Below are 26,226 nucleotides of genomic sequence, written 5' to 3'. Positions count from 1 at the left end.
CCGTTTTTTGCTCGACGCAGTACCAGGCATCGCGGCAGCGAACCCTGTTGCGCTGAGTACGGCCCGCACCTCGCCGACGAATGGCGCTCCCAACCTGGCAGCCTGATTGTCGACGAGGTGCTCCCTGCCGGCGCTCCGGCCGCGCCGTAGAATGTTGTCAGCGGTGGTCTGGGTCTCAGTTCAGTGCAGCCGCAGTGGGAGGACTCCGCGTGTTATCACTATGGTCATCAGTTGGTCAGCGGCTTCGGGGGACGCGTCTCCCGGTGGTGTGGTTGTTTGTTGCCGCCGCGTCCGCGGTCGCCGGCCTTTACGGGGTCTTGCAGGCAAGCCCCCGTACCCCGGCTGCACAGGTGATCGGCGATTTCTCGATTTTGCTGGCTGCCCTCTTGGCGTTGGTCAGTTGCGGGGTGGCTGGGCGGGGTCCAGGCCGTGAGGCGCGGGCGTGGCGGATCATGGCAGTTGCGGTGCTGGTCTGGTTGGCGGCGCAGGGGTTATGGACGTTTTACGGGCTGACCTTGAATCATGTGTACCCCTTCCCTTCGTTGGCGGACGCGGGATTCATCGGGTATTCCCTGCCTGCAGCCGTGTCTCTCTTTTTGTTCCCGAGGTTCCGGTCTTCTGGGGCCGCGTTGCTGCGGACTCTTCTGGATGCTTCGGTCATTGCCGCCGCCGTTTTGTATGTCAGTTGGGCCACGGTTCTCGGACCGGTGTATAAGGCTGCGGACCAGGAATTCCTCGGTCACATGACGGGGGTGGCATACCCGATCGTTGACGTGGTTCTGGTGTCCCTGGTCCTGGTCCTGACGATGCGGAGCGCCCGGGAGGACCGGTCCCGATGGCTGTGCCTCGGCGGCGGGCTGCTCGTCCTCGCCTTTACTGACAGCACGTATGTCAAGTTGACCTTCAACGGTGTCACCGGCCTGACAGGGACCCCGTTGGCGGCCTGGTGGGTCGCCGCGTTCCTTCTGATCGCGCTCGCTCCGCTGGTCCCCCGTGGGGTGCGCCGCACAGGCGACCGCCGGATCTACTCGCTGGCTCTGGAACTGCTGCCGTATGTTCCGGTCCTGGGCGCCGCGGCCGTGTCCCCGGGCCGCCTGCGAACTGAAAATGATCCTTTCCTGCTGGTCACCGGTGTGCTGGTGCTGACGTTGGTCATCGTGCGTCAGGTGGTGATTATCCTTCAGAACATCACCTTGACCCGGGACCTTGAATCGAAGGTGGCTTTGCGGACCGCGCAGCTGGAAGGTCTGGGTGCGATCGTCAATTCCACGGCCGACGCGATCGTGGGTAAAACCCTTGAGGGTGTTATTACCAGCTGGAATCCCGGGGCGGAAGGGATCTACGGGTACCGGGCCGGGGACGCCATCGGCAGACACTCCTCCTTCTTTATCCCCGCCCACCTCCTAGCCGAGGAAGAGGCGTTCCGGACCGCTGCCGGCAGGGACGGCGAAACACACACGTATGAAACTGAGCGGGTGCGGGGGGATGGGAGCGTCGTTCCGGTGTCCGTGACCATGTCCCCCATCATGGGCAGTGACGGTATCCATGGTGTCGCCACGATTGCCCAGGACATCACCGATCGGCGGCGCACCGAAACGGAGCTTCGGCTCGCGCGGGAATCCGCGGTGGAATCCAGCCGGCTGAAATCTGAGTTCCTCGCGACCATGAGCCACGAAATCCGGACCCCGATGAACGGCGTTGTGGGATTGACGGAACTGCTGCTGGGAACCAACCTGGATCGAACCCAGCGGCAATACCTGGAAGGGGTCAAGACCGCCGCTGAGGCGCTCCTGAACCTGATCAACGACATCCTTGATTTCTCCAAGCTGGAGGCCGGGAAGGTCGATCTCGAACTCATCGAGTTCGACCCCCGCCGCCTCGTGGACGACGTCGCGGCCCTTCTCAGTGAACAGGCACAATCCAAGGGGCTGGAACTCATCGGGTACTGCAGCCCCGAGTTCCCCGCCCGTCTGGTGGGCGACGCCGGCAGGGTCCGTCAGATCCTGCTGAATCTGGCCACCAACGCGGTGAAGTTCACCCCGGCCGGAGAAGTGGCCATCCGGGTCAGCGTCGCCGGCGACGAAGGCGAAAACGTCACGCGCTTCGAGGTCCGCGACACCGGCATAGGAATCGATCCCTCAGACCATAGTCGCCTGTTTGAGTCGTTTTCGCAGGCTGACGCCTCCACCACCCGCCGGTACGGCGGTACCGGTCTTGGCCTGGCCATCTGCCAACGCCTCACCGAGGCGATGAACGGGCAGATTGGGCTGGCCAGCACCCCCGGGCAGGGCAGCACGTTCTGGGTCACGATCCCATTGCCCGCGGCGGCGCCGGCCGAAGATGCCGCGGCAGACTTCCCGGCGCCGCTGGCGGGGCTACGGGTCCTCATCGTGGACGACAACGCCACGAACCGGCTCGTCCTCCAGTCCCAGCTTGCCGGGTGGGGAATGGTCCCGGAATCCGTCGACGGCGCGGAAAAAGCCCTGGTGCGGCTCCGGGAGGAAAAGGCTCTTGGGCGTCCCTACGACGTCGCTGTTCTGGACATGTGCATGCCCGGCACCAACGGGTTGGAACTCGCACGGTGTATCAGTGCGGACAAAGAACTGGGATCCACCCGACTCATCATGCTGACCTCAACCATGCTGGTGACCGGCGCCGAGCTCACGGCCGCCGGGATTCGGCAATGGCTGACCAAGCCCGTCCGCAGCTCCGATTTGTACGACCGGCTGCTGCGAACCATGGCCCCCGACAGGGCCCCGGCCCCGGCACCTCTCTTCGAAGCGTCGAAACCGGGCCCGCCGACGTCGCCTTCGCTGGGCCGGATCCTGGTCGTGGAGGACAACGAAGTCAACCAGCTGGTCGCCAGAAGCATGGCCGAGAGACTCGGCTACACGGCCGACATCGTCGACGATGGAGCCCAGGCAGTGTCCGCCACCGCGGAAACCAGCTACGCTGCCGTCCTGATGGACTGCCACATGCCCGTCATGGACGGCTTCGAGGCCACCCGCACGATCCGCCGCCGCGACCGGAACTCCCGGCACTTGCCGATCATCGCCATGACGGCCGGAGCCCTGGCTGAAGACCGCGACAAATGCCTGGCCGCAGGAATGGACGCGTACCTCACCAAACCCGTCGATCTGACCCGCCTGGCAGAGCTCCTCACCACATGGGCCCCTTCTACGGTGCCCCCAAAGGGCGAGCACGCTTTGGACCCGGGACGGCTGGAAATCCTGCGCAACCTCGGCGGCGGCAACGCCCAGGGGCTGCTGCCCGAGGCGGCAGCGGCGTTCCGAGAAGGTATAAAGCCCAGCGTGGACAGCCTGCGACAGGCAATACTGGACCAGGACGCAGACGCCCTGACACAGGCCGCCCACAAGCTCAAAGGCGCCGCCGCGAACATCGGCGCCACCGGGGCCGCGGCGATCTGCGACCAACTCGAACGCGAAGGGCGGAACGCCGAACCCCACGCCGCCGTACTCCTCGCACGCCTGGTGACCGAACTCGAACGGGTCGACACGGCCCTGACAGCCGCGACGGCCCGTCCGTTATGAGGGTGCTGGTCGTTGATGATGACCCGGGGTCCTTGCTGGTCGCGAGGGCAGCGGTGGAACAATCCGGACACGAGTGCATCACCGCGGCCGACGGCGATACTGCCTGGGAGCTCTACCGCAGCCATCAGCCGCACGTGGTGGTGACAGACCTGAAAATGCCCGGAATGGACGGGCTCAGCCTCTGCCGCGCCATCCGCACCGCCGACACCGACACCTACACCTATCTGGTCCTCGTGACCTCCCACGGATCGCGGAATGACGTCCTGGCCGGCATGGACGCCGGAGCCGACGACTACGTCACCAAACCCCTGGACCCCTTCCACCTCCACACCCGGCTCCTCACCGCCCAGAGAGTCACAACCCTCCACACCGACCTCGCCGAAAGTCGCGCCGCGCTCTCCGAGCAGGCCCGCACCGACCCACTGACAGGGCTCCGCAACCGCCTCACACTCTCCGAGGACCTCGAAGAATTGCACAGCCGAAGCGCCAGATATGCACAGGGATTCTGTGTCGCTCTCTGCGACATCGACGACTTCAAAAGCTACAACGACACCTACGGCCACCCCGCAGGAGACACTGCGCTCCAAGCCGTCGCTAACGTGCTGTCCAGCCAAGCGCGCGACAGCGACAGGATTTACCGGTATGGAGGCGAAGAATTCCTGCTCCTGCTCCCCCACCAACGACTTCCCGAAGCAATCTGCGCCCTGGAACGATTCCTCGCGGCGGTCTCGGCCCTTGGCATCCCGCACCAAGGCACCACGACCGGTTTCCTCACCCTCAGCGCAGGAGTCTCAGCCAGTGCCCCCGGCCATCGACCCAGCGGCACACGTCTGCTTCAGGAAGCCGACGACGCGCTGTACAAGGCAAAAAACGCAGGCAAAAACCGTATCCAGGCGGCCGGGGACCGGCCACAGAACCCGGCCGCCGCACCGGAGCCCCGTTAGGACACCACCTCCCGGCACCCCATCGGCAACGCGCTCCCGGGCCCTGCCAATCAGCTACCACCCCGTCGTCCCCGGGCCCCGCCACTGCCGTAGGCAGCAAATTAGCCATCCGCTGGGAGAAACAAACTGACCGTCGTGCCCTCACCGGGATTCCCGGAAATCTCGAGCCGACCTCCATGCGCGGCCGCAATCCTGGAACACGTCGCCAAACCCAACCCAATGCTATGCAGCCATCGGACTGGAACCCCGTCCCGGCACTCGAACCGGGACAAACACCGACCAACGCTGAGGAAGTCCTTCAGCGGTCCGTAATGAGGACGCAATTGACGTTGTAAGCGGAAGCCGGAAACAATTCCGCCCCAGGCGGGACTGCTAAGCCAATAGCTACGTCTGACCGTTGGATCAGGGTACACCCCAACCTGACGTCGGATGGGCGTGCTCAAGGCGTCAGGATTGGGTCCAAAACTTGGTTTCGGGACACGCCTAAGGGAGGGGCTGAGAGTCTAACCTGACGTCCTGAGTCCGCATGTAGCCAACGTTGTAGAGGTTACATCGCGCCAGTGCCGCCGCGAGTGGTAGGCAACACCCTTGCGGCCGCCTCCTCTCAGAACGATAGGACGCCGGCCAAGGCTTATGGTCGGTGTCACCAGCCCTCAGGAGCCCAATGAGGGTAGAAGGGCTTTTGGAAACTGTGGCCGACGGCATCGGCTGCGTGCTCGCCGGCGAGGGCCTGCCTTGAAAACCGTCACCGGGGGATGCTTACTGGAGGTACAGCCGCAGTGAGCGGTTGCGACAATGCAGGAGGCAGGGCCATGGGACTCGGAGATAAGGTTCACAACGCCGCTGAGAAACTTCACGGCAAGGGCAAGGAAGCCGCGGGCGACGCCGGTGGCAACGACCGGCTGAAAGCCGAGGGTAAAGGCCACCAGGTTAAGGCCGACCTCAAGCAGGCTGGCGAAAAGATCAAGGACACCTTCAAAAAGCACTGACCTAAATTAAGGATGGGCGCGCTCACTTGGGCGCGCCCATTTTCGTGTTCAGAAAGGGCCAGCCGGGTATTACTGCTGCTCAGGCGCTTGCCGCGGACGGAGGACGTCGTGTGGGCCGATGTGTCATTAATCATGTTCACGGCGTGGCCGCTGAAACTCTTTGCTGGGCGTGGAAATCTTAAAGACCAAGCGCCAAGAGGACGGTGCGCAATCCAGTCCGTCTACTGACCCTCGGCGCGGAACTTCCGCTAAGACCAACCTGGGAACCATGATCAAGAACGACGACACCCCTGAAGCAGCAACCGACGACTCCAAGCCCAAGCGGGGCCTTGACTTGAGCCCAACACAGGTCATCGCCGGCGGTGGTGCGGCCGCAGTAGCATCAGTCATCGGCGGGCACCTTGGACTCGGCGGGACCGTGATCGGTGCCTTTATCCTTAGTGTGATCACCGCCGTTGCCGTGCCCTTGTTCCGCACCTCCCTGGAAAAGAGCCACGAGCAACTCATGCGGGTCGTGCCCCGCCGCGGCCAGGACGCGACCAGGACCACGGCTGGCCAGCCTCCAGTCACGGCCAGCACCATCCGGGTCACCTCCAGCGAGGTCTCGGCGCTCCCCACACCACTCGAACAAGCGGCTCCTCCCTTGGCGACGAAGCCAGGCAGGTCCTTGCCTACTCGGGGCCGAATGGCCCTTGGTAGCGCAGCGATCTTCGTGATTGGCCTCGGGTCCGTTGTGGGCGTCCAGGCAGCTACCGGAACGTCCCTGTCGAAGGGCACCGAGACTCTCCAAACCGGTATCGCCCAGGTGGCCTCAAGCACTGGGAATACCGGTAGCGCTCCGGCGAAGGATGCGGATCCGGGCGCCAAGCTGCCCGCCCCCAGCACCTCGCCGACGGCGGGCGCCACCAAAGCCACCGAGGAAAGCACAGCCTCGCCAACCGCCACCAGCCAGGCAACCTCGAAGCAGACAGACCCTGCCGGTAAAGATACTTCGCAGCCGTCATTGGCTCCGACTCAGTCCGCCCAGACGGCACGCCCGGGCAGCGCCGCGTACGGAGCTGACGGACAGACCGATCCAGGCCTTACCGTGGCCACTACTGCCCCCGCCGCCAAGTAGCCACGACCCGGCGCTAAGGGACCAGTTGGGGCTTTTCATTCGAGGGGGTGGCTGAAAACGGGCGTCCGAAAAGAGCGCGCCTGAAGGCCAGACACGGATTATGTGGTCTTGCGGTGGAGGACCAGCGGAAACTATAAACCACAGGATTACGCAGCCAGCCGATCCGGACCGCTGGGGAAGGCGACATCATGTCCACCCACCACCCTCTCGACCTTCTAGGTCTGTTCCGGGGCTGGCGCATCCTCGTGCTTTTTGACGGTGGAGAGGAGGATGACTCCTGCGATGGCTGTTGGTTGTGTCAAGTAGTTCTGGGCCCACTGTGACGGTTTGATTTGAGCCCACCTGGTGGTGCTTCTGGGATTATCGTGGGTATGGTTTCTTCCGGATTGCCTGAGCTTGATGTTGCCCGTGCGCGCCGTTGGTGTGCTGAGCGGGTCCCTGCGAGGTTCAGGGATGAGATGCGGGTGGAGTGTGATGTCGGTGCCCGTCACATCACGATTCTTGAATGCCGGCCGCCGTGGGATGAGGGTGGGCAGACGGAGTGGTCGCGGTTCCCGATAGCGCGGATGTCTTTTACGAAGAAGACAGGGTTGTGGACCTTGTTCTGGCGTGACCGGAATCTGAAGTTCCATCAGTACCGGTTCCTTGCCCCCAGCCCGAGTCTTCAGGTTCTGCTGGATCATGTGGATAAGAGCGGGGACCCTATTTTCTGGGGATAGCAGCCAGGGGTATTCATTCCTCCAGGAGTTGCTGGTTTTTGGTGTGGGCCAGCCGGTAGGAGTCCGTTCCGGTTTCGATGATGGTGCCTTTGAACGTGAGCCGGTCAACGATCGCCGCGCAGAGGCGGGGGTCGGTGAAGGTTTTGGTCCAGCCGGAGAATGATTCGTTGGTTGCGATGGCCACGGACGCTTTCTCCTCGCGTTCGGTGAGGACCTGGAAGAGGAGCTCGGCGCCGCGTTTATCCAGTTCCATGTAGCCCAATTCGTCAATACACAGCAGATCGACGCGGCCGTAGCGGGCGATGGTCTTGGCCAGGACTTTTTCGTCTTCGGCCTCGACCAGCTCGTTTACCAGCCTAGTGGCCAGGGTGTATCTGACCCTGAATCCCTTTTCCGCGGCGGCTGTGCCGAGACCGATGAGCAGGTGGGATTTCCCGGTTCCTGAGTCCCCGATGAAGCACAGCGGCTGGCCTTTCCTGATCCAGTCCCCGGTGGCGAGGGTATTGATCGTGGCCTGGTTGATGTTCGGGTTTGCCTCGTAGTCGAAGTCACCGAGCCATTTATCGCACGGGAAGTTCGCCGCTTTCACTCTCCGTAGTGAGCTGCGCCGGTCCCGGTCATCACACTCGGCGAGCAACAACTCCGCCAGGAATCCCTGGTAGGAGAGCTGTTCTTTCCCCGCAACGGCCAGTGCTTCCTCAAGCACGGTCCTGATCGTTGGCAGGCGCAGACGGCGGCAGGCCTGTTCCACGGCGGCCATGGCGGCTTGTTCCGTCATCCCGCGCCGGCGGCGCAGCGTCTGGGTAATGACAACCGGTGAGGTGGGACTCATGATGCGTTTCCTTCTCTGGCAGGGATGGGACCGGGGGCCGCAGCGCGGTCCGGGAGTCGGAGGAGCCGGTCGTATGCCGCTATCGATGGCAGCGGTCGTTTGTCGGCCGGCAACCCGGCGATCACTGCCGCCGGGTCTGTCAGGCGCCGCTGGGTGAGGCTGAGAACGCGGTGCTGAACAATTTCCGCCGGCCCATGGCCTCTCTGATCGACCGGGCCCCGCACCGTGCCGCGTTCGGCTGCTGCCCGGCGGGCTTCCACTGCGACGACATCGGCCGTTACTGCCCCGACCTGCAGGGCTGCGGTGATTCCGTCGACGACGTCCCGGGCCTCCATCGAGCGGTGCAGGAGCAGAACATCGATCAGTTCCCTGGTCCCTGCCGCGTCGCCGTCGGTTTTCCTGACCGCTGCCCAGAAAGCGTCATGGGCCGGAGTGAAAACACCAGAAGCGCGGGCTTGGGACAAGGCGGTGGAGCCCGGCAGGGCGCCGGGCTTGATGCGCAGCACTTCCAGATAGTGATCCAGCTGAACGCACTGCCCGCCCCTGGCAACCGTGCGCGGATGAGTGGCGATCAGTGTTCTGCCATCAAAGACCCGGATCTCGGTCGCCCGCAGTGAGACCCGCACTCTGCGGCCGATGAACCGGACCGGAACGGAATAACGGGCCGTCCTGACACTGATCAGGGCTGAGCGGTCAACCCGTGGGGTGAGGACAAGTCCCGGATCAAACCCTTCAACCGGCACCGGCGCCAGGAAAGGACGCTCAGCGGCGAAGTCCTGGCCCACCGTGTTGATCCTGTTGCCGATCCGCCGACGGTCCTCACTCTCGTCCCATGCCCGGATTTTCCTATTCAGCTCGGTCAGGGAATCAACGGCCGGGACCGGGGTCAGGAAATTCCGCCGGAACCTGCCGACTTCTCCTTCGACCCCGCCCTTTTCATGAGCCCCTGCGATGCCAGGCTCGCAGTAAAAAGGATCAAAGCCGAAGTGGGACCGGAACAGCACCCAACGTTCGTTTTCGATCCTCTGCCGGCCGCCTCCGTAAAGGACCTTAGCTACCGCGCTCGACAGGTTGTCGTACCGGATATGCCGCGACGGGACGCCGCCGACCATCTCGAACGCGTCGATATGGCCCTCCAGGAAGGCCTCCTGGCCACACGTCGGATAGACCCGGTGGATGGCTTTACCGGAATGAGAGAGCCGGAAAGCGAACAAATAACATCTGGTCCGGACCCCGGCCAGATCCACCCACACGTCCCCGAAATCGACTTCGGCCTCGGCGCCGGGCGCGTGTTCCTGAGGAACGAAGACCTCCGGTCCCCGCCCAGCGGCGGCCTCAATCTCCGCACGCTTCACCCGGACATAATCCCGGACAGTCGAATAGGAAGCACCGGAGAATCCGTGCTCATCAGCGAGGCGGGCGAAGATCCGCCGGACGGTATGACGCTGTTTCCTGGGCGCCTGAAGGTCCTCGAACAGCATCGCATCAATCAGTACCTTGACCGGCTCCAGCTGGCGGGCCACTCGCACCGGCGTCTTCCGTGGTGGCGGTTCCGCCGAGTCCAACGCCAGCCGCACGATCCGACGCCCTACCCCGTGGCGTCGGGCCAGCGCACGAATAGACAATCCCTCCACCCGCGCGTCCCGGCGAATTCTGGCAAACAACTCCACTTTCGACCCCATCCCATGCCCTCCACCCTTGGAAACCAATCAGATGAGAACAACGCTGGGGTGGGTCCAACTCAAACCGTCACAAGCTACCCGGCGAGTCGACAGGTGGGCTCAAATCAAACCGTCACACCGGGTCCAACTCAAACTGCCACAACCAGGCTGTCGCACCCGCCAGGATGAAGGCCAGGAACGCTGCAGGTGAGGCGGTATCAGCTTCCCCCAGGACCGTGATGCCGATGGTCACAGCGACCATCGGGTCGATGACGGTCAGGCCCGCGACCACGATTTCCGGTGTGCCCCGGGTGTGAGCGTTCTGAACCAGGAAGGAACCGGACAGGGCTGCGATGACCAGCCCTGCCAGGCACGTCAGGGAGAGCCACTCGAAATTCCCCTGCAAGAGCCGGCCGATGACGGTCTTGGCCAGGGCCGCGACGAACCCAAAAAGGATCCCTGCCCCGGCAGTGAAGACGATGGCACCCCAGCGGTGACGCCACAGGCCAAACCCCGCCCCCAGCGCGGCGAGGACAATCCCAAGCATGACGAGGATGGTTATCAGGTGCCGGTCGCTGATCTCAACGTCCTGGGCGGAGATGGCAGCGGCGGTCACGAAGGCACCGACCCCGCCGATACACAGAGCCACCGATGTGAGTACCCGGCGCCCCGGAGGCTTGCCGGTGATCTTTGCCGTGGCCAGGGTCGTCACGACTAAGGCGACCGCGCCGATGGGCTGGACAACGATCAGAGGCGAGAACCTCAGGCTGGTCAGCTGCAGGAGGATCGCGGCTCCCAGCATGGCGGTCCCGCCCAGCCACGCCGGCTTGCGCACCAGAGCCTGCAAGCGGCCGCCGCCCATACTCCCGGCCGCCCGGCCCGGCGCGGCACCTTGGCGTTCAACGGCGCTGTGCTGGAAAAGAGTGCCGAGGGCCAGCAGAACCGCCCCAGCAACAGCAATCGGGATGCCGAGCCAGTGATACGACGACAAAGCGGACACGGCGGAAACCTGCATCATGATCCGACCCTACCTATTCCGCCGTTCGTCAGGGGCGGTTCCACCTGACACGCTGACCTTGACGATCCCCGTCGCAATCGACTTCGGTTTTGTGTTTCGGGACCACCTGATCCAGGCTGGCGTGTCCCTGTGCTGGCCAGTGGCAATTAAGGAGAAGTGGTGTCGCCGGGGTCCTGATCACCATGTTCCTCCCGCAAAAGGCGGCCTGTGCTGATCTCGTCCTGCTCCTTTTCGTGAAGCTTGTCGCTTCGTTTAGTGTCGCGTGGGGGCAGTTGGATGGATTCCTCGGTTTCGATACCGCCCTGAAGTTCCCGTGCGCGTTCGACTTCGGAATCCAACTCGGCACCGAACAGCAACGACATGTTCAGGATCCAGACCCACAGCAGGAGCACGATTCCCCCGCCGATGGTGCCGTACGTTTTCTCGTAGTTACTGAAATTGGCGATGTACAGGCCGAAGACCACCGAAATCAGGGCGAAGACGACCAGGCTGACGAAGGAACCCATACTGATCCAGCGGAACTTGGGTTGTTTCACGTTGGGGGTGACGTAATACAGGATCGCTATTACCACCATGAGCAGCCCGATAATGATGGGCCACTTGGCGATGTTCCAGACCAACAGTCCGGCATCGCCTATGCCAAGTGCCTGGCCGGCGGCCTCTGCTATCGGGCCGGAGACGATCAGCATGACGGCCATCAGGGCAACCAAAATCACCGCCACCAGTGTCACGGCAATCATGGTGGGGCGCAGCTTCCATACAGGACGCCCCTCGTCGATCTCATAGATCCGGTTCATCGCCCTGCCGAAAGCACCCACATAGCCGGAAGCAGACCCCAAGGCCACGACAATCCCGGCGATCAGGGCGAAACCGGCGGACGGGGCGTGGGTGAGTTGCTGGACTGGGGCCTTGATGAAGTCCACCGAACCGGGCGCGACCTTCTGCACAACGGACAGCAGAGCTGACGCCGTCTCATCTCCCCGTCCTATCAGGCCCAGTAAAGAGACCAGAATCAGCAAGGCCGGGAACACTGAGAGCACTGCGTGGTAGGTCAAGGCTGCGGCAAGATCCGGGCACTGGTCTTTGCTGAACTCCCGGATGGTCCTTTTGATGCCGTAGCTCCAGAATTGTTTTCTGAGCTGGGGCGGAGCCTCAGGCTTACGGGCGTCATCCGGGGGCGGGGCCGTGCGCGCCTTAGCGGAACTGGTGTTCCGTCCTTGATCACCTGCCATGGATTTCACCCTGCTGAGCCGGCGACGCCAGGTCATCGGTGTTCACCGGCGGCGCCGGCTTCTGTTTTTCGGGTCGTGAGGTAGAGCCGGTGGGCGGTGATGACCAGGGTAAGCCACGCCGCGCCGAGGGTCCAGGCGGCCAGCACATCCGTGAGCCAGTGGTGACCCAGGAACACCCGGCTCAACCCGATAGTCAGCGCGAAGACCGCTGCCACCGTGACCGTGATGACGCGGCTCCGCCGGGTGCGGCAACGAAGAATGATCACATAGGCCACGATCCCGGCGATCACGAACGAATTCAGCGAATGCCCACTGGGAAATGACGGGGAATACTCGTATGGCGGGACAGCGTCACTGAGCGGGGGCCGCGCCCGGCCGATGAGCTGCTTCCCGGCAATGGTCATAAACAAGGACCCGGCCGCGGCCGTCACGATCAAAATCACTGGGGTCCAGGAACGGCGCCGCACGGCCAACCAGGTGGTGGCAATCAAACCCAGGATGGGCATCCCGACTGTCCCACCCACATCCGTGTAAGCGGTGACCGCGGTATCCAGCCCGGGGCTGCGCAGACTCATCGCAGCAGCAAGGACGGGGTGATCCAAGCCCGCCACACCATCGGCGTCCGTCACCGCTTCATACACGGACCCCGTGGCGAACGCGAGCAAAGAGGCGAACAGTATCCCCACGGTTAAGATCAGGATCAGTGCCCCGTGCGGGCCAAGCTACAGCGGCGCAGCGACCGTCGCCTGGGACAACAACGAATCCCAAGGCACCCTCGGCTGGCGCACCGAAAAGGGCGGCCACAACAACACCGTCCTTGATCTCATCGACTCATCCCAGGCATTGCTCTCCCCCAGCACCAACGGCCGAGATCGCCCGGTTTCGTCCACCACCAGACCTCGGACAAGTTCGACGTCCTGCGCTCGGACGAAAATGATGAAGGCGACCACGAAGTGACCGCCGAAGAAGTGGACATCGCCCACCAGGTACTCACCCGCTACTACCGGCTGATCGTCATGGACTCCGGAAACACCGCACGCGCCGCGAACTGGCGACGCATGATCCATCACGCCAACCAGCTCGTCGTCCCAGTGACAGCAATCGAAGACCGCGCCGAAGCCGCCCGACTGACCCTCCAAATTCTCGAATCCCGCGGTGGCCACGACGCCGAGCTGGCCCGCAACGCCGTCGCTATCGTCTCCGAATCCACCGATGCCAAACGAAGCATGAGCGGCGACGCGCTCAAACGCGCCAAAGACGAAGCTCGGAGGATTGCCGAAGCCTTCACCCCGCACGTACGCGCCGTCGTCCGCATCCCCTACGACCCCGCACTGGTCAACGGACCCATCCGCTACGACGCCCTCCAACCCCCCACCCAACGCGCCTGGCTCGCCGCAGCGGCCGCCGTGGCCAAGGGCTTCTAAGCCACGCTCCGCCGATGCTCCCCACCCCAAGAAGGCCAAAGCAGCAGGTCACAAAGGCGACACGCTTCCGTTTTCTGAAAACAAATCCTCAGAGGCGTTACTGGCCAGTGATAGTTTCAGAGCAGTCGCAGGGACATGGAAGTCGTCTTGGTGGCAGGCAATACAACGATGAAGCTGTAGCCGTTTACGCGGCGGCTACAAAATCAAAGGACAAGCAAATGACGGCAGTAGCAGTTAATCGAGGCGGCGGGCGCCCCAGCAAAGGCCTGCGTAAGTTCATTGGTTTTCGCTCACCCGAACCCACTGCTGACGGTATCGCCAAAGTGGCAGCCCATAAGGGCCTGACCGTCACGGAATACCTTCTGTCCGTTGTCGAGCCACAACTGAAGGAAGATCTGGCCGCCCTCGACCAAGACGACTATCAGCAGGAGCTGCCCATTCGCATCGCCTCATAACAAAAGAAGGCCCACACTAGGCGGGCCTTCGAAGCTTGAGACTTAACCTCTGGATTGCTTGCCGGCGGATCAGATTGTAAGTCGTGGAGGACCCGAGAAGGCCATCCCTTGTGTTGCTATAAAACCGATCTGGCAGGATCGGCCCTTTTTCGTACCTCAATCCCCGAAAGGATTACTCACATCGTACATCAGTACATCTCCGTGCTTCCAGCATGCCCAGCTAGAGGCGTGTCAAATCTACGAGACACAGCATCTAAAGCATGGGCAGCTCTAACACCGCGGCTGGCCGGCCAGCCGCGGGTGCGCCTTTCCAAGGACGCCGGCAAGTCGTATCCGCAAAAACATGAACGAAACCTCACGGAGGCTCTTCCCTCTGTTCCCGCCGCGGTCCGGATTTTCGGGAAGGACGGCACCTGCGCTGCGATCTTCCTTGACTTCGACTCCTCAGTAGCTGGCCAGGACTGGGTCCAGGCCGACGTTCGAGCCGTCGAGACCTGGCTGCACTCGGTGGGTGCCCGCTGGATCGTGGACTACTCCCCCAACGGCGGCCGCCACGTCTACGTCCCGCTGGCGCAGCGGGTCACCTTCTCTGAAGCGCGTGATCTTGTCGAGGCGCTGGGCACCCGCTACCGGACCCTGGACAAGACCCCGCACCAGAACCTGCTGCACGGCTGCATGAGAACTCCCGGCTCACCGCATAAGCGCGGCGGTTACCAGCAGCTGGCAATGAGCTTGTCCATGGCCTACGACATCGTCCGTCGTCCCAACAGTCCAGCGGTCTGGGCTGCAATGACCAAGGACCTGGCCGCCGAGATCAAGGCAGTCCGGGCCTTCCGCCAGGAGGAGACCTTCACGCCCGTCACATCCGACGCGCCCGTTACCAACCACTCTGCTGGCCGCATGTCCAGGACCATGCAGGTACTCGCACAGACGGGGTTGTACGACACCAACCGGTACGCCTCAGACTCCGATGCACGACAGGCGGTCATCGTCGGCGCCGCAGCGGCCGGCCTCGAGCTGGTCGACGTGGAACGTCGGATGCTGCAGGGAACCTGGCCCGGGCTCGCCTCCTTCTACGCCCGGTACGCCGCCCGGCACCGGCTCCCAGCCCTGCGCCGGGACTGGATGAACGCCCTTACCTACCTCAGCAAAAACCCGCCCACTGGAGACGGGAAAGACGATGTCCACAGATCCCCCACAAGCCAGCCAAATACACAGGGGGGAGGGGTAAAGGGCTCAAAGCCAATTTCAAATCCCGATGTAGAGCATCGGTTTATCCGGACTTGGCGCAATGCGCTCAGGATTAGGGAAGTGAACTACCAACAATCCAGGACAGGTATGGCCAGAAGGATGGTGCTGCGTGCACTGGGGGAGGCTGCCCATATGACAGGATCGCGGTTCATCGAATTTGGGGTCCGCTCGATTGCCGTGGCTACCGGTCTCGATCACACCACCGTCGGTCTTCACCTGCGGGAGTTGCGTTCCGAGACGGATCCCTTGGTCACCTTGGTTGAAGAAGCCCGTGGAACGAAGGGAGACTTGTACATGCTTACCGTCCCCGACGAGCTCAAGTTCGCGGCTGAGGACGCCACGTGGCAGAAAGGTAAGATCCACGCCCTCCGGCCGGTCTTCCGGGAATTGGGGCTGCCGGCGGCATTCGTCTACGAAGCACTGGAGCACTCCCCCGGGCTGTCCACCACCGAAATCGTCAGCGTTACCAGGTTGTCCCGGTCTGCGGTAAATGAAGCCCTCGAAGTCCTCGCGGGCTGGAACCTTATTTCACGCGACGGCGCACGGTCTTGGTTCATCGTCGCCGCGACCTCACTCAGGCAGCTCGCGGAGCACTTCGGGGTCTTGGAAGCTGTTGCTGTTCAGATACAGCGCTACCGCAACGATCGCATCATCTGGCGCGAATGGCTCGCTAAAAACCTAAACACCGTCGCCGAGCTGCTCTCCCCCGACGATGACTATCCGTGGGACATGTTTGAGGGGCCACCTGACGAATGGTCGTTGTCCGACATGGCCTTCAGTAGAACCGGATGAGGTTAGGTCAAGGCTTGGTAGATGTCAGTTCCCTTGGCGCTGCGGCCTGTTCGCCCGGTTGTCCGATTTCGTGCCATAAGCTATGCCATGTTCAAGCCATAACTAAGGCGGGATTTATTCCGTCGCGGCCTCAGTCGGAAGATGCAGCAACATCACTCCGATGAATCCTGGATATATAGCTTGAACACGCTCGAGACCAAGGCACTGCGTGACGGTGCGTCGAATTCGGTGACCTTCTCATCGAGCCAGGCCACTTGCAAGCCGTCGAGACGGAGCTGGATCTGAATGCCCGCCTCTCCTCGCTTCCGCGGGGCTCGGCGCGGTATGCCCGATCTGGTTAGTACGGTCTCCGTGGTGAACTCCTTGGCGATCTGTTTGTCGTCGACCGCTTCGAAGGCATCAATTAGCAAGTCCGCATACGTCGTCCGTTTTTGGTAAACGGCGTCCTTTACTTGAGCGAGGAGCTCCGGAGGTAAGTAGACTCCTACATTGCGCAGTGCCCCCGAAACCAGTTGGGAAGCTCGGGTCGAGTTAGCTGCCTTTTTAGCAACAGGTTGCTGCCCATCAGCGTCCTTTGAGGTCTTGGCAGATGCGGTTTTGGACTCCTCCCGCTTCTCTGCCAAGTCATGGCGCGTCTCCCTAAGGCGTTCCTTTTGAGTGGGCGGATTATCCGTCGGCGGACCGCCGGCAGGTAATCTCGTTCCAGCCGGGTCGCGTGTTTCTGCTGGCGGCGCTTGGACAAGTCCTTCGGCCGGAGTCTCCGTAGGCTCTTCAGGCCTTGGTTCCGCGGCAGTGGCTCCCCTCTCCCGCTTTGGAGCCAGCAATCCTTGGAGTGCTGCACCGCGGGTAGTCGTTACAGGCGCGAATGCCCCGGCGAGGCTTTGCCTGCCGCTCATGCCTGGTTCCCGCTTTCGATTTCGTTCAGTCGGGCGAGGATCTCGCCTGTCAGCTGCTCATATTCTTCAGCAAGCCCCCCGGCATTGCGGGAGAAGAACCCATCCGAGGGCTTCTCTCCTGCACGGAGCGCTTTCAGACGGTTCTTTTGAGCGTCCGTAACGGCACCTTCAAGCTCGTGGAAGAGTAAACCCTTACTGCGGGCGTCGGCGCTTGCGCTCTCAAGATTCCTGATACGAGTCTCAAAGACCGGGGCAACGGTGCCAAGCATCTCTTCTAGAGTGTCCCGGACACTTCGTTCCAAGCGCAGAGAGCGTGGTCCAACACCGAACAGGACAATGCCAGCCAACTGCAGCGATGGGTTCCGGTCACGGACGGCCATAAACCGTCGAGCAACACGTTCGACACCGTCGATGCTCGCATCATCGGAGCGGGTAGGAATTACGACAGCGCTGGAAATTGCGAAGGCGCCTTCTACGAGGATCCGCTCCCCCGGCGGGGTGTCGATAAGAATCAAGTCGTAGTCATCTGCCAGCGGCGCCAGGACGGCGTAAAGCATGTCGCCGAAGTCGCCGGCGTCGGACCTGCTCGAGCGGGAAACCATGAGGCCCTGAATGTCTTCGAGGTCTTGGCCTCCGGGAATAACGTCAAGGTTTTCCCGCACGTCGCGTAGGATCAACGGCGTCGTGCCGGCGATGAGAGCCTGGAAAAACTCTCTGCCCGTTTGCCGTTCATATCCGAGGTCTCGGGCCAGGTCGCCTTGGGGGTCGAGGTCTATCAGTAACACGCGAGATCCGGCCAGTGCCACATACCCGCCGACATTGGCGGCAGTGGTCGTTTTGCCAACTCCACCTTTGCCGTTTGCCAGAGAGATGACGCGGTCAATGGCGGGTGTCCCTTGCGATCTCGGGTACACGGGGGTCTGCAGTGATCGTACCATCGGCCGAATAGTCTCCTAGTTATCGACTGGAATGCTGTCCTGCTCTCAACGTTAGGTGCACTCCACCGTAGATACGGGTAGTGACACGCATGCGACGGCAGGCAGTGCGGCCCACAGTGATCACCATGTCCTAGCGCGTTGCTATCAAGGCAAGTCGTGATGCTCGTATAAGCGTTTGCACTCGTGCTGGACGCCTCATGAAAAGCTTTATTTGTACTCCTAGTGGAGGAGCTGTTGCTGCTCATGTTTTGGACAATGCCTTGTGCCACGTGGGGTACCAAACACGTTTTCCCGCCGCAACTCCGGCTAGGGCACTTGTGCGTCACCACATGTTGCTGCCAATGGGTTGTAACACATGAATTCAGGTGCGAGACGAAACTGCTTTCCTTGTTGAGTGCTGGGCAGGTTTCCGAATGGGAGCGGCCGCGTTTCGTCCAACGGTACGTATGGCATGTCTTATGGCATGAAACCGAATTTGGGGCCTTTTGGAGCAACAACTAGGTGATCGCCTAAACCATCACTCATGCTATCCAACGAGCAAGGAGAACTTCACGCCGCGGGCCCAGAGCATGATCATTGTGGCGGGTAGTGAAAAGGGCGGCGTGGGCAAGTCCACGGTTGTAACCAACCTTGCTGTCGAGCTGGCGAAGCGAGGGATACGGATAGCGGTGGTGGATGGTGACCGACAGCGATCTACTTCACGCTGGGCGGTAGACCGAGAAGAGGCTGGGCACGAACCCCGCATATTTGTCGTAGAGAAACTCGGGAGTCTGCACGAGACATTGCGCGAACTCGATACGAGTTACTGATTGGGCCCCCGTTAGCAGTCCAGCGCTTATGCGATAGCTAATTGGTTTTCTTGCGTCCAGTTTTCTTAGTAGCGTTTCGGCGTCATGCCGTTCAGGGATCCGTGGGGCCGTTCATGATTGTAGATAGCTTTCCATTCGTCGGCCAAATACCTGGCTTAGGCCATGGTGTCCATGATTTCTCCGGCGAGTTGTTCCCTTCTGAATTGGGCGTTGAAGGATTCGATGAAGCCGTTCTGCCAGGGTGATCCGGGGTCGATGAATGCGGTGTCGACGCCGGCCGTGTTGCACCGGCTGACCAGTGCCTCAGCAGTGAACTCGGGCCCGTTGTCGCAGCGGACGTAGGTCGGTGCGGTGCCGGTTTCGGCGTTGATGTTCTCCAGCACTGCGACCACGTCTGTGGCCTTGAAGGACCGGCGCGGGATAACCGCCAGCGCGGTGCGTGTGTACTCATCAATGACGTTGAAGAACCGGATGTGCCGCCCGCAGGAGGTCACATCGGACTGGAAGTCGAAGCTGACCACATGCATCGGGTACTCGGCCGTGAGGCGTTTCTGGTCCCCGGCGCCGGGTCCGGTGCGGCGTTTCTTCCGCGCCCTGGGTTTACAGGTCAGGCCTTCGTCACGCCAGAGCCGGCGGAGCCGCTTCCTGTTCAGCGGCACGCCGTCCCACGCCGGCTGCGCCAGCAGATGCCAGGCGCGCTTTCCGCCAGCCCCACGCCGGGTGCTTGCCGGCGACGGTGCGCAGGGCTGCACGGAGCCGGGCTTCCTCGAAGCCCAGGTCGGGCTTCTTCTTACGGAACGCCGACCGGTCCTGCCCCAGGACCTTGCAGGCGAAGCGTTCGGAGGCCCCGAACTTCTCCACCGCCATGCGCACGGCACGGCGGCGGGGTTCGGGGCTCAGAATTTTCCCTTCGCCACCTCGTTCAGGATGTCGATGGCCAGTTCCTTTTCGGCCAGCAGTCGCTTGAGCCGGGCGTTCTCCTTCTCCAGCTCCTTGGTCCGCTTGGATGCCTCGGCGTTCTTCTCGGACCCGTACTGGTTCAGCCACCGGTACCACGTCGCCTCGGTGACCTGGAGCTCCTTGATGACCTCGACCATCGGGCGGCCGTCATTGAGCATCTTCTGGCCCTGCCGGACCTTGGCGATGACCTCCTTGCCGCGTGGCCCGCTTGGAGGGGCCACGCCTGGGCTGTTTCAGCCCAGGCGACGGTCCTTCTTATGGTGGCTTTCCATTCTTATTGGCTTCTGAGCACCGACCGTTGGATGAGCGGCGGGGGTAGCTTTATCGACGGCAGCGTCGCGCTTTGGAGGACCGGATTCGGTGAAGACTACCTTCTCGTTATGCTGCCGTATTTCGTGGTGATCGTCTCCGAGGCAACCTTTGTCATCCGCAAGGTCAAGGGGCGCCGATCGAAGACCCCGGCGATCGCACGGCCCGATGATGCCGGCACTGTGCTGCCCCGGGCCGGCACAGTGAGCGGTATTGTCCGATCCGGCGGCAAGGACACCCCGGTGAGGGCCACCGTGTGGTTACGGGTCGGCGTAGCAATCACCGGCCTCATTGCCGTCGACATGACCGGGCTGCTGATCGGTCCATTTTGGCAAGGTGTTCCCGAGGGAGTTGTCCTGCTCGCTGTTTTGTGGCCCGCCTGGAAGGGCCGTCTCTGGGCTGTCTCAGTCCCGGGGGCCGTGCTTCTCCTCTCGGTCTTCCACTCCTACTTCTTCTACTCGCAACTGAACTCCTTGCCAGATCCGGGGGGCTACCACCTCATCTTCTTGGCGCCTTTATTATTCGTCCCGATTCTGTTCGATGTCATCTTCGTCGTCCCCCAACTGCGAGGCAGGCGGGTCCCGGAAGGTCGTGCGATCGCCCGCTGACACCCCGAGCCTTCCGGCCGCCACCTATTCTTAACTCGCCAGCACCTGGGGCCGGGCCCGGTGAGTACAGAAACGTTTCCGGAAGTTCTCACTTCAGTACCCCACGGGATAGCGGGGCGTTATGCGGGGATGTTCAGTCCTACTCGTCGTTATCGGTGGGGACTCGTCGGAAGTCTCTGGAGAGGTAGAGGGCCAGGGCAGGTGAGTTGCTGTCCTGAACGGTGACGGTGACGGTGGTGTGGCCCAGGGTGTGCAGGATGTGCAGGCAGTGTCGGAGGAGTTCTTCGGCCCAGGGCCTTAGCGGCGGTGGTCCGGGTGGGTGAAGAGTTCATCGATGACCGCTTCGCCGTTACGTTCGGTGATGATGATGGCGGCCGTGATCTGGCCGTCGGGTCCGTAAGCGACGAGGGATGCCGCTTCGGCGGTGGGGGTGCGGTCTTCGTTCGTGGATGCGGTGGCCGGGACCAGGTTTCGCTGCCCGAGCTGTCCGGCGTAGGCGTACTGGTGCAACCGGTCGAGTTGGGGGAGGTCTGCTGGTTCCAGAGTCCGGACAGGGACGCGGCGCGGCATCGTGGCCTCTGGTCCGGTCGCTGCGATAAGGGTGATCGAAGCGTTCCTGGCGGTGTTGCCTTCCTGAGTGGGCGGCACTGTTGAACATAGTGTCCGGCATCGTGCCGGTCTTTGTCGCCCGGCACGGTGATTGTGATCCGGTTGTAGTCTGGCGGTACAGGCGGTAGCACTGACGCTGAGGATCGTTCCGGAAGGTTTTTCCCATGTCATTTATTCAGAGCCTGAAGCAGCGGCTCGCTGCTGCCCTGGACGGGGTTACTGGTGCTCCGGATCCGCAGGAGCGCGCCCGGCAGGCAGCGGCTGTCCTGCCGCAGGCCATGTCGACGGCGCAGGCCCGGATTGAGGGGACCAGGAACTACCTTGGCTCCCTGCCGGTCCCGGTCGGGCCCGGGGCGCATCAAAGTATCGCCGAGGCCGAGGGCAATCTCCGCTCAGCGATGGCAGCGCAGAGCAGCGATCCGGTCAATGCACTGGCGTACGCCCGGATGGCTGCAGATTTGGCGACCCGGGCTGGGCAGATGGCCCAGGCTGACGCGACTGCGGGTATGCGCGGCTATAACGGCGGCGGCCCGTGGGGCCGAACCGGTGGTGGGACTGGTGGCGGGTTTGCCCGCGGGCTCGGCGCCGGAGTTCTCGGTGGGATCGCGGGCAACGCGCTCTTCGGGGGCCTTTTCGAAGACCGGGACGGCGGTGAGGGACGCGGTTTCGATGCCATGGGCGGTGATGACAGCTTCGGAGGCGACGCCGGTGGATTCGGTGGGGACGGTGGCGGTTTTGGCGGCGGGGACGACGGAAGCTTCTGACTTCTTCGAAAAAGGCCCATAAATCAGTCGCCGTTCCCGCGGGAAGGCTTGCGGTCCGGGCTCTATGGTCGTGACGTTTTTGTTGAATGTGGCCGGGCGCTGCGTGTCGGTGGGCTGTCCATGGTTGGGGGTCAATTCGGGTTATCCCCGGCTGGTTTTGGGAGTCGTTGAGGGTAGCTCCCTCGTTGGTGGTGTGGCTGTGGATAACCCTGAGAATTCACTCCGGTTGTGGACAGGTGCTGGGTGGCTGAACCATTCGTCGGGTGCGTTGGGCTGAGGCTACCCTCATGGGGGATTCTTCCGGCTTGCAGAGTGGAAGCGTGCCTGGTCCGTGGGGGGCCCGAGCCGAGCGACAGCACGACGTGAGTAAGAGCTGGGGTGTTTTTTGAGTAGTAACATAGGAAACAGGAAACGTTGTTATTTTTGTTACTAATATGAGGGGGGATGCCGTGGATGAGCAACAGACGCCCGTGCTGAGAGCGGCCGGTGCTGCAGAGGCCTTGGCTGCCGAGGGGATAGCCGTGACGGCCCGGGCGGTGCGGGAACGGTCCGGGGTGCGCATGACGGTGGCCGCTGACGCGGCGCGTGCGTGGAATGAGCGGGAGGCCCTGGCCGAAGCTGTGCCCGAGCCGCCTGCTGCTGTTCAGGTGCGTTTCGCTGCGCTCTGGCGGGAGGCGGTGGTATTGGCCCGGGGTGAGTTCGCTGAGGCCCGTGCGGGCTGGCACGCCAAGCTCGAGCAGGCAGAGGCCGAACGGAAAGCCCTGGCAGAGGAAATCGAGCAGGTTGAGATTGAGCGTGACCAGGCCAGGGCAGAGGTAGGTGCTGTGCGGGATCAGGTTGCCGTCGAACGTGATCGGGCTGCGGCTGCTGCAGCGTCGGCCGCTGAGGCTCTGGGTGAGCTGCGTTCCCGGGCCGATAAGTCCGAGGCCCGTGCCCAGGCTGTCGAGGGGGAGCGTGACCGCCTGATCTCCGAGCGTGACCGTCTTCTGGCCGAACGTGACGAGCTGCGCGATGCGATCCGTAGGCAGAAGGACTGACGCGGAGGTGTTCGCGCTGCACCGGTGCGGGGGATAGAGGTCCCCAGGCTGTTACTGACCATGAACGGTGAACGCCGCGCTTTTCCTTCCCGGCCGGGGTTAGTTCGTGGTAGTGCCCGGTGACGTTGTCGCGGGATTGGGTTCTGGTCCGGTCACGGTTTTGATGACGGTCCAGCCAACGGCCGTGATGGGCACTGCGAGAAGGGCCCCGACGATGCCGGCGAGGAAGGTGCCGGCGGTTAGGGCCAGCAGGATGGCCAAGCCGTGGATGGAGAGAACTTTGCCCATGAGCACAGGCTGCAGAAGGTGATGTTCGAGTTGGTTCACGCCCACGATCACGGCGAGGACGACGAGAGCGGGCACGGGGCCGTTGGACAGCAGGGCGACGCCAACGGCAAGCGTGCCCGCGGCGGTGGATCCGAGAATCGGAATAAAGCCGCCGACAAAGACAAACACGGCCAACGGCACAGCAAGTGGGATACCCATCACGGTCAGGGCGATGCCCACGATCAGGCCGTTGGAGGCCGCCACCAAGGCCGTACCACGGACATACCCTCCCAGAACGGCGCCCGAGCGGTCAGCGGCCAGATGAGCGGTGGCCCGCTTCCCGGCCGGCAGGAAGCCGATGAGGAAGTTGCGGATTTTCTCGCCGTCTTTGAGGAAGAAAAACAGGATCACAGCCATCAGGACCAGCCCGGCCAGGATTTCCCCGATCGTGCGGGCACCTGTGAGTACCTGGGTGCCGAACGAACTTGAGGTGAAGAAGTGCTCGATGGTGTCCCTGGCCGCATTGATTTGATTGTCGCTGACCGGAACAGGTCCCGTCTTCAAAAACTCGTGGAGCCTGTCGATACCGACAGCGGCTTTGCCAGCCAGATCCCTGGACTGCGCCCGGACCAGGAAGACAATGCCCGTGATGACTCCGCCGAACACGCCGAGGATTCCAATGAACGACGCGAGGACGGCCAGTCCGCGCGGCCAGCGGTGTCCGGCGAGCCAGCGCACCAGCGGCGAGATGGCCGATGCCAGGATCAGGGCGATCGTTACAGGGATCAGGACCAGAGGCACCCGGGTCAGCGTCCAGATGCCAGTCCAGGCCAGGGCGGCCACAGCGAGGACCTGGACAGAGCGGATACTCGCCCGGCCCAGGCCGTCGGACCAGATAGCCGGCAACACGGGTTCAGTTTCGGGCATGGAGCTTCAATCACTTTCGCTGGTCGGGAAGGGCGCAGGCGCACGGACAGCGGCGCGCCGGGGCTTCACAGGGATGTGAGGATGCCTTTGATCTTGTCTTTGAGGAATTGCTGTCCCTGGGTGCTGGGGTGTTCGCCATCCGGGCCCAGCAAAGGAGAGTCGGGCGAGGCTATCCATTGCTCCATGATCGGATCAACGAACACTGCACCTGCCTCACGGGCAGCTGCCCGCTCCTGATCAAGAATGAGGTCAACATCGGCCTGATTCTGCTCGAATGCGGTCAGTGGGCCGATGAGGATCCTAACTGCGTGGGGGGCGCGGGCTTTACTCTCGGACAGTGCGCTAGTGACCGCCGCTTTGAGGTCCGCCGGGTCCTGGCCTCCGTCGTTGTCCGAGCCGAAGAACACGACCACGTCCGTAGAAGAACCGACACTTGCGGCGAGCTCCGATCCGAACGTCTCCCCACCGTCTCCGGCGGTCAGGTAGCCCGCGCCGTCTTGTGCCGCGTTGATAACTTCCATCGGCTGCTGCCCGGGCTGCTGCCGTTCCTGGCTGAGCTGGCTGGGCCAGGACTCGTCCGGGGAGGTCCCGTATCCAGTGCTGAGGGAATCACCGATGACCACCACGCGCTCCGGCCTCGTGACCGGCGGGCTCTGGGACGGGGCCGGGCCGGAAGTGTCGTGCCGCGGACTCGTTCGGGCCGTGGATGAATCAGCGGCAGGGACACAACCGGCCAGGACACTGGTGACGAAAGCGAAAAACAGGCCCGAAAAACCCAGGACAGCGATCCTGTCCCCCCGGAAATGGAAGCCGAGACTCACCGTGATTCCCGGGCTGCCACCCCAGACGTATCGCTTTGCCATGACAACCAGAATAGACAGCACAGGGCGCGGGCGCGGGTCCGGGGGCTTCCATGAAGCCCCAGGGCCAGGACCGTCACCACCAGTTCCTGACCACACACGTGCACTCCCTGTCCCGCCTCCCGGGATCATGTACCTGGGCTTTCGTGCTGGGTGCACGGCATCGGCCCGGCCCTCGCCGGAGTCTAGGGGGTATTGCGGGGCAACACCCAGTCACGAGGGCCCGGTGTCAGCGCTGGGGTGCTGCGGGAGGGATTTTATGTGTGCGGTCCGCGGACGCGCCGGTACACGCCGTTGGTAAGTATACTTAGTAGTGGCGTGGTGTCCAGCAGTGTGGCACTGCGTTCCCCTTCCCCGGCCGGCAGCTCCGGTAGGCGGGTTGCGAGATTGCGCTACGTGGATCGTTCGGGATGCCGCTTGCAGCCAAACTCGTTGGTGTCAGAACGTATGGGTCTAAAAGGACGTCGGTGTTGAAAGTGGCCTACGTCGTCGGCGACGCCTGGCGGTGAGCCCTCCAGGCGTGGTCAGCAAGCCAGCACCTGGTTTAGCCATCGCGCGGGCCCGTGCGTGGGGTGGTGGTGTGGATGATGCCTGATAGTCCGCGGCCGGGAATCATCACCTGAGCCGGCTCTCGTAGCCGGCCAGTAGTTATTGGGTTGGCAGGGGACTGGCGTCAACGATGATGTTGGTGCCCCAGAGGTTTTGGGTGTAGCAGGCGATGAGGATGAGGCGGCTAGAGGTTTTGGGTTCCGCGGATCAGCGCCACTTTCGAAGGACATATAGTCAAGCTCCCCAGAAGCAAGGCCGACGTTGCCTGTCTCCCGGCTCAAGCGCCGGGGTGAGGACTGCCCCGAACTGATTGTCTGTTTCAGAGCCTTCTGCTAGGGCGGGTAAGCCTACCTTGGCACCGTAACGGGCCGGATGCCGTGTATGGCATCCGGCCCTCCGGCTGGCTGGATTAGCTGCCGATGACTCCGGTGGTGGTGTTTTGGATGGTGCTGGCCACACCGGCGTTGGCGCCGAGGTTCAGGCCGAGGTTCGAGGTTGAAGTGAACGAGCCGCGGTCGGTTCCGGTGGTGCTGTTCTCATCCGTGGTGTTTTGGATGGTGCTGGCCACACCGGCGTTGGCGCCGAGGTTCAGGCCGAGGTTCGAGGTTGAAGTGAACGAGCCGCGGTCGGTTCCGGTGGTGCTGTTCTCATCCGTGGTGTTTTGGATGGTGCTGGCCACACCGGCGTTGGCGCCGAGGTTCAGGCCGA

23 protein-coding genes and 2 pseudogenes are annotated in these 26,226 nt (G+C 62.8%); 12 read left to right on the top strand and 13 right to left on the bottom strand.

Annotation, left to right across the window (positions count from 1 at the left end; genetic code table 11):
* Positions 1-743: 743 nt before the first annotated feature.
* Complete coding sequence (locus AB0313_RS19020; RefSeq protein WP_366307558.1) at positions 744-3,551, top strand: response regulator; 2,808 nt, start codon at positions 744-746, stop codon at positions 3,549-3,551.
* Positions 3,548-4,495 (top strand): diguanylate cyclase, encoded by a 948-nt coding sequence (locus AB0313_RS19015; protein ID WP_366307556.1) that lies wholly within the window; start codon positions 3,548-3,550, stop codon positions 4,493-4,495. The genes AB0313_RS19020 and AB0313_RS19015 overlap by 4 nt, the downstream gene beginning before the upstream one ends.
* Positions 4,496-4,596: 101 nt before the next feature.
* On the opposite strand, the gene AB0313_RS19010 is transcribed toward AB0313_RS19015, so the two are convergent.
* Positions 4,597-4,908 carry a sensor histidine kinase gene (locus tag AB0313_RS19010; protein ID WP_366307602.1) on the bottom strand — a complete coding sequence of 104 codons (312 nt, stop codon included), beginning with the start codon at positions 4,906-4,908 and terminating at the stop codon, positions 4,597-4,599.
* A gap of 399 nt (positions 4,909-5,307) precedes the next feature.
* Between AB0313_RS19010 and AB0313_RS19005 the strand changes: the two genes are divergently transcribed.
* The 3 genes from AB0313_RS19005 (at position 5,308) to AB0313_RS18995 (ending at position 7,320) form a co-directional block, all read left to right on the top strand.
* Positions 5,308-5,484, top strand: a complete 177-nt coding sequence (locus AB0313_RS19005) for a CsbD family protein (protein ID WP_366307554.1) — start codon at positions 5,308-5,310, stop codon at positions 5,482-5,484.
* 268 nt (positions 5,485-5,752) lie between these two features.
* Entirely contained in the window at positions 5,753-6,601 is an 849-nt protein-coding gene (locus AB0313_RS19000) for a hypothetical protein (protein WP_366307552.1), read from the top strand.
* Between the two features lie 371 nt (positions 6,602-6,972).
* On the top strand, positions 6,973-7,320 hold the full coding sequence (locus tag AB0313_RS18995; RefSeq protein WP_366307550.1) for a DUF3024 domain-containing protein: 348 nt from the start codon (positions 6,973-6,975) through the stop codon (positions 7,318-7,320).
* A 13-nt stretch (positions 7,321-7,333) separates the two neighbouring features.
* Here AB0313_RS18995 and istB read toward each other — a convergent pair whose 3' ends face one another.
* The 5 genes from istB to AB0313_RS18970 form a co-directional block, all read right to left on the bottom strand.
* Positions 7,334-8,152, bottom strand: a complete 819-nt coding sequence (istB, locus tag AB0313_RS18990; RefSeq protein ID WP_366307548.1) for an IS21-like element helper ATPase IstB — start codon at positions 8,150-8,152, stop codon at positions 7,334-7,336.
* Entirely contained in the window at positions 8,149-9,834 is a 1,686-nt protein-coding gene (istA, locus tag AB0313_RS18985) for an IS21 family transposase (protein WP_366307546.1), read from the bottom strand. Before istA ends, istB begins: the two co-directional genes overlap by 4 nt.
* Positions 9,835-9,946: 112 nt before the next feature.
* Positions 9,947-10,831, bottom strand: coding sequence for a multidrug DMT transporter permease (locus AB0313_RS18980; protein ID WP_366307544.1), 885 nt, complete (start codon positions 10,829-10,831; stop codon positions 9,947-9,949).
* 146 nt (positions 10,832-10,977) lie between these two features.
* A complete protein-coding gene (locus AB0313_RS18975) occupies positions 10,978-12,063 on the bottom strand; it encodes a YihY/virulence factor BrkB family protein (protein ID WP_366307542.1) in 1,086 nt (361 codons plus the stop codon).
* A 32-nt stretch (positions 12,064-12,095) separates the two neighbouring features.
* A complete protein-coding gene (locus AB0313_RS18970) occupies positions 12,096-12,749 on the bottom strand; it encodes a phosphatase PAP2 family protein (RefSeq protein WP_366307540.1) in 654 nt (217 codons plus the stop codon).
* Between AB0313_RS18970 and AB0313_RS18965 the strand changes: the two are divergent.
* The 3 genes and pseudogenes from AB0313_RS18965 to AB0313_RS18955 form a co-directional block, all read left to right on the top strand.
* A pseudogene (locus tag AB0313_RS18965) lies at positions 12,733-13,487 on the top strand (chromosome partitioning protein ParA); the annotation flags it as partial. The gene AB0313_RS18970 and the pseudogene AB0313_RS18965 overlap by 17 nt on opposite strands.
* Before the next feature lie 218 nt (positions 13,488-13,705).
* Positions 13,706-13,942 (top strand): hypothetical protein, encoded by a 237-nt coding sequence (locus AB0313_RS18960; RefSeq protein WP_138605593.1) that lies wholly within the window; start codon positions 13,706-13,708, stop codon positions 13,940-13,942.
* A 300-nt stretch (positions 13,943-14,242) separates the two neighbouring features.
* Positions 14,243-15,985 (top strand): MarR family transcriptional regulator, encoded by a 1,743-nt coding sequence (locus tag AB0313_RS18955; protein ID WP_366307538.1) that lies wholly within the window; start codon positions 14,243-14,245, stop codon positions 15,983-15,985.
* A 152-nt stretch (positions 15,986-16,137) separates the two neighbouring features.
* Here AB0313_RS18955 and AB0313_RS18950 read toward each other — a convergent pair whose 3' ends face one another.
* The gene (locus AB0313_RS18950) at positions 16,138-16,608 is read right to left on the bottom strand and encodes a hypothetical protein (protein ID WP_366307536.1); all 471 of its coding nucleotides are present in this window, start codon (positions 16,606-16,608) and stop codon (positions 16,138-16,140) included.
* 269 nt (positions 16,609-16,877) lie between these two features.
* Entirely contained in the window at positions 16,878-17,819 is a 942-nt protein-coding gene (locus tag AB0313_RS18945; protein WP_366307534.1) for a ParA family protein, read from the bottom strand.
* Positions 17,820-18,388: 569 nt separating this feature from the next.
* On the opposite strand from AB0313_RS18945, the gene AB0313_RS18940 reads away from it, so the two are divergent.
* Entirely contained in the window at positions 18,389-18,628 is a 240-nt protein-coding gene (locus AB0313_RS18940) for a ParA family protein (protein WP_366307532.1), read from the top strand.
* Between the two features lie 65 nt (positions 18,629-18,693).
* Here AB0313_RS18940 and AB0313_RS18935 read toward each other — a convergent pair.
* Positions 18,694-19,746, bottom strand: a pseudogene (locus AB0313_RS18935) (IS3 family transposase).
* A 99-nt stretch (positions 19,747-19,845) separates the two neighbouring features.
* Here AB0313_RS18935 and AB0313_RS18930 point away from each other — a divergent pair.
* The gene (locus tag AB0313_RS18930; protein ID WP_366307530.1) at positions 19,846-20,505 is read left to right on the top strand and encodes a hypothetical protein; all 660 of its coding nucleotides are present in this window, start codon (positions 19,846-19,848) and stop codon (positions 20,503-20,505) included.
* A gap of 297 nt (positions 20,506-20,802) precedes the next feature.
* Here AB0313_RS18930 and AB0313_RS18925 read toward each other — a convergent pair whose 3' ends face one another.
* Positions 20,803-21,153: a hypothetical protein gene (locus tag AB0313_RS18925; protein WP_366307528.1), complete on the bottom strand. Its 351-nt coding sequence runs from the start codon at positions 21,151-21,153 to the stop codon at positions 20,803-20,805.
* Between the two features lie 125 nt (positions 21,154-21,278).
* Between AB0313_RS18925 and AB0313_RS18920 the strand changes: the two genes are divergently transcribed.
* Both AB0313_RS18920 and AB0313_RS18915 read left to right on the top strand, forming a co-directional pair.
* Positions 21,279-21,878, top strand: a complete 600-nt coding sequence (locus AB0313_RS18920) for a hypothetical protein (RefSeq protein WP_366307526.1) — start codon at positions 21,279-21,281, stop codon at positions 21,876-21,878.
* Between the two features lie 449 nt (positions 21,879-22,327).
* Complete coding sequence (locus AB0313_RS18915; protein WP_366307524.1) at positions 22,328-22,915, top strand: DNA-binding protein; 588 nt, start codon at positions 22,328-22,330, stop codon at positions 22,913-22,915.
* Between the two features lie 99 nt (positions 22,916-23,014).
* On the opposite strand, the gene AB0313_RS18910 is transcribed toward AB0313_RS18915, so the two are convergent.
* From AB0313_RS18910 to AB0313_RS18900, 3 genes are all read right to left on the bottom strand, one after another.
* A complete protein-coding gene (locus AB0313_RS18910) occupies positions 23,015-24,109 on the bottom strand; it encodes an AI-2E family transporter (protein WP_366307522.1) in 1,095 nt (364 codons plus the stop codon).
* Positions 24,110-24,174: 65 nt separating this feature from the next.
* A complete protein-coding gene (locus AB0313_RS18905) occupies positions 24,175-24,972 on the bottom strand; it encodes an SGNH/GDSL hydrolase family protein (RefSeq protein ID WP_366307520.1) in 798 nt (265 codons plus the stop codon).
* 955 nt (positions 24,973-25,927) lie between these two features.
* Positions 25,928-26,226: hypothetical protein (locus AB0313_RS18900; protein ID WP_366307518.1), on the bottom strand; the 299-nt coding region annotated here is incomplete at its 5' end.

Source organism: Pseudarthrobacter sp. NPDC080039 (assembly GCF_040702335.1).
GTDB lineage: Bacteria > Actinomycetota > Actinomycetes > Actinomycetales > Micrococcaceae > Arthrobacter > Arthrobacter enclensis_A.
The sequence above is the reverse complement of the archived record's forward strand: the minus strand, read 5'-3'. Positions and strand labels throughout refer to the sequence as shown.

Bases quoted from the DNA above. Each gene is read 5' to 3' on its own strand.
- AB0313_RS19015 (WP_366307556.1), top strand. From the start codon at position 3,548: ATGAGGGTGCTGGTCGTTGATGATGACCCGGGGTCCTTGCTGGTCGCG.
- AB0313_RS19020 (WP_366307558.1), top strand. From the start codon at position 744: ATGACGGGGGTGGCATACCCGATCGTTGACGTGGTTCTGGTGTCCCTG.
- AB0313_RS19000 (WP_366307552.1), top strand. From the start codon at position 5,753: ATGATCAAGAACGACGACACCCCTGAAGCAGCAACCGACGACTCCAAG.
- istA (WP_366307546.1), bottom strand. From the start codon at position 9,834: ATGGGGTCGAAAGTGGAGTTGTTTGCCAGAATTCGCCGGGACGCGCGG.
- AB0313_RS18975 (WP_366307542.1), bottom strand. From the start codon at position 12,063: ATGGCAGGTGATCAAGGACGGAACACCAGTTCCGCTAAGGCGCGCACG.
- AB0313_RS18920 (WP_366307526.1), top strand. From the start codon at position 21,279: ATGTCATTTATTCAGAGCCTGAAGCAGCGGCTCGCTGCTGCCCTGGAC.
- AB0313_RS18930 (WP_366307530.1), top strand. From the start codon at position 19,846: ATGGTGGCTTTCCATTCTTATTGGCTTCTGAGCACCGACCGTTGGATG.
- AB0313_RS18960 (WP_138605593.1), top strand. From the start codon at position 13,706: ATGACGGCAGTAGCAGTTAATCGAGGCGGCGGGCGCCCCAGCAAAGGC.
- AB0313_RS18940 (WP_366307532.1), top strand. From the start codon at position 18,389: ATGATCATTGTGGCGGGTAGTGAAAAGGGCGGCGTGGGCAAGTCCACG.
- AB0313_RS18980 (WP_366307544.1), bottom strand. From the start codon at position 10,831: ATGATGCAGGTTTCCGCCGTGTCCGCTTTGTCGTCGTATCACTGGCTC.
- AB0313_RS18910 (WP_366307522.1), bottom strand. From the start codon at position 24,109: ATGCCCGAAACTGAACCCGTGTTGCCGGCTATCTGGTCCGACGGCCTG.
- AB0313_RS18995 (WP_366307550.1), top strand. From the start codon at position 6,973: ATGGTTTCTTCCGGATTGCCTGAGCTTGATGTTGCCCGTGCGCGCCGT.
- AB0313_RS18945 (WP_366307534.1), bottom strand. From the start codon at position 17,819: ATGGTACGATCACTGCAGACCCCCGTGTACCCGAGATCGCAAGGGACA.
- AB0313_RS18905 (WP_366307520.1), bottom strand. From the start codon at position 24,972: ATGGCAAAGCGATACGTCTGGGGTGGCAGCCCGGGAATCACGGTGAGT.
- istB (WP_366307548.1), bottom strand. From the start codon at position 8,152: ATGAGTCCCACCTCACCGGTTGTCATTACCCAGACGCTGCGCCGCCGG.
- AB0313_RS19005 (WP_366307554.1), top strand. From the start codon at position 5,308: ATGGGACTCGGAGATAAGGTTCACAACGCCGCTGAGAAACTTCACGGC.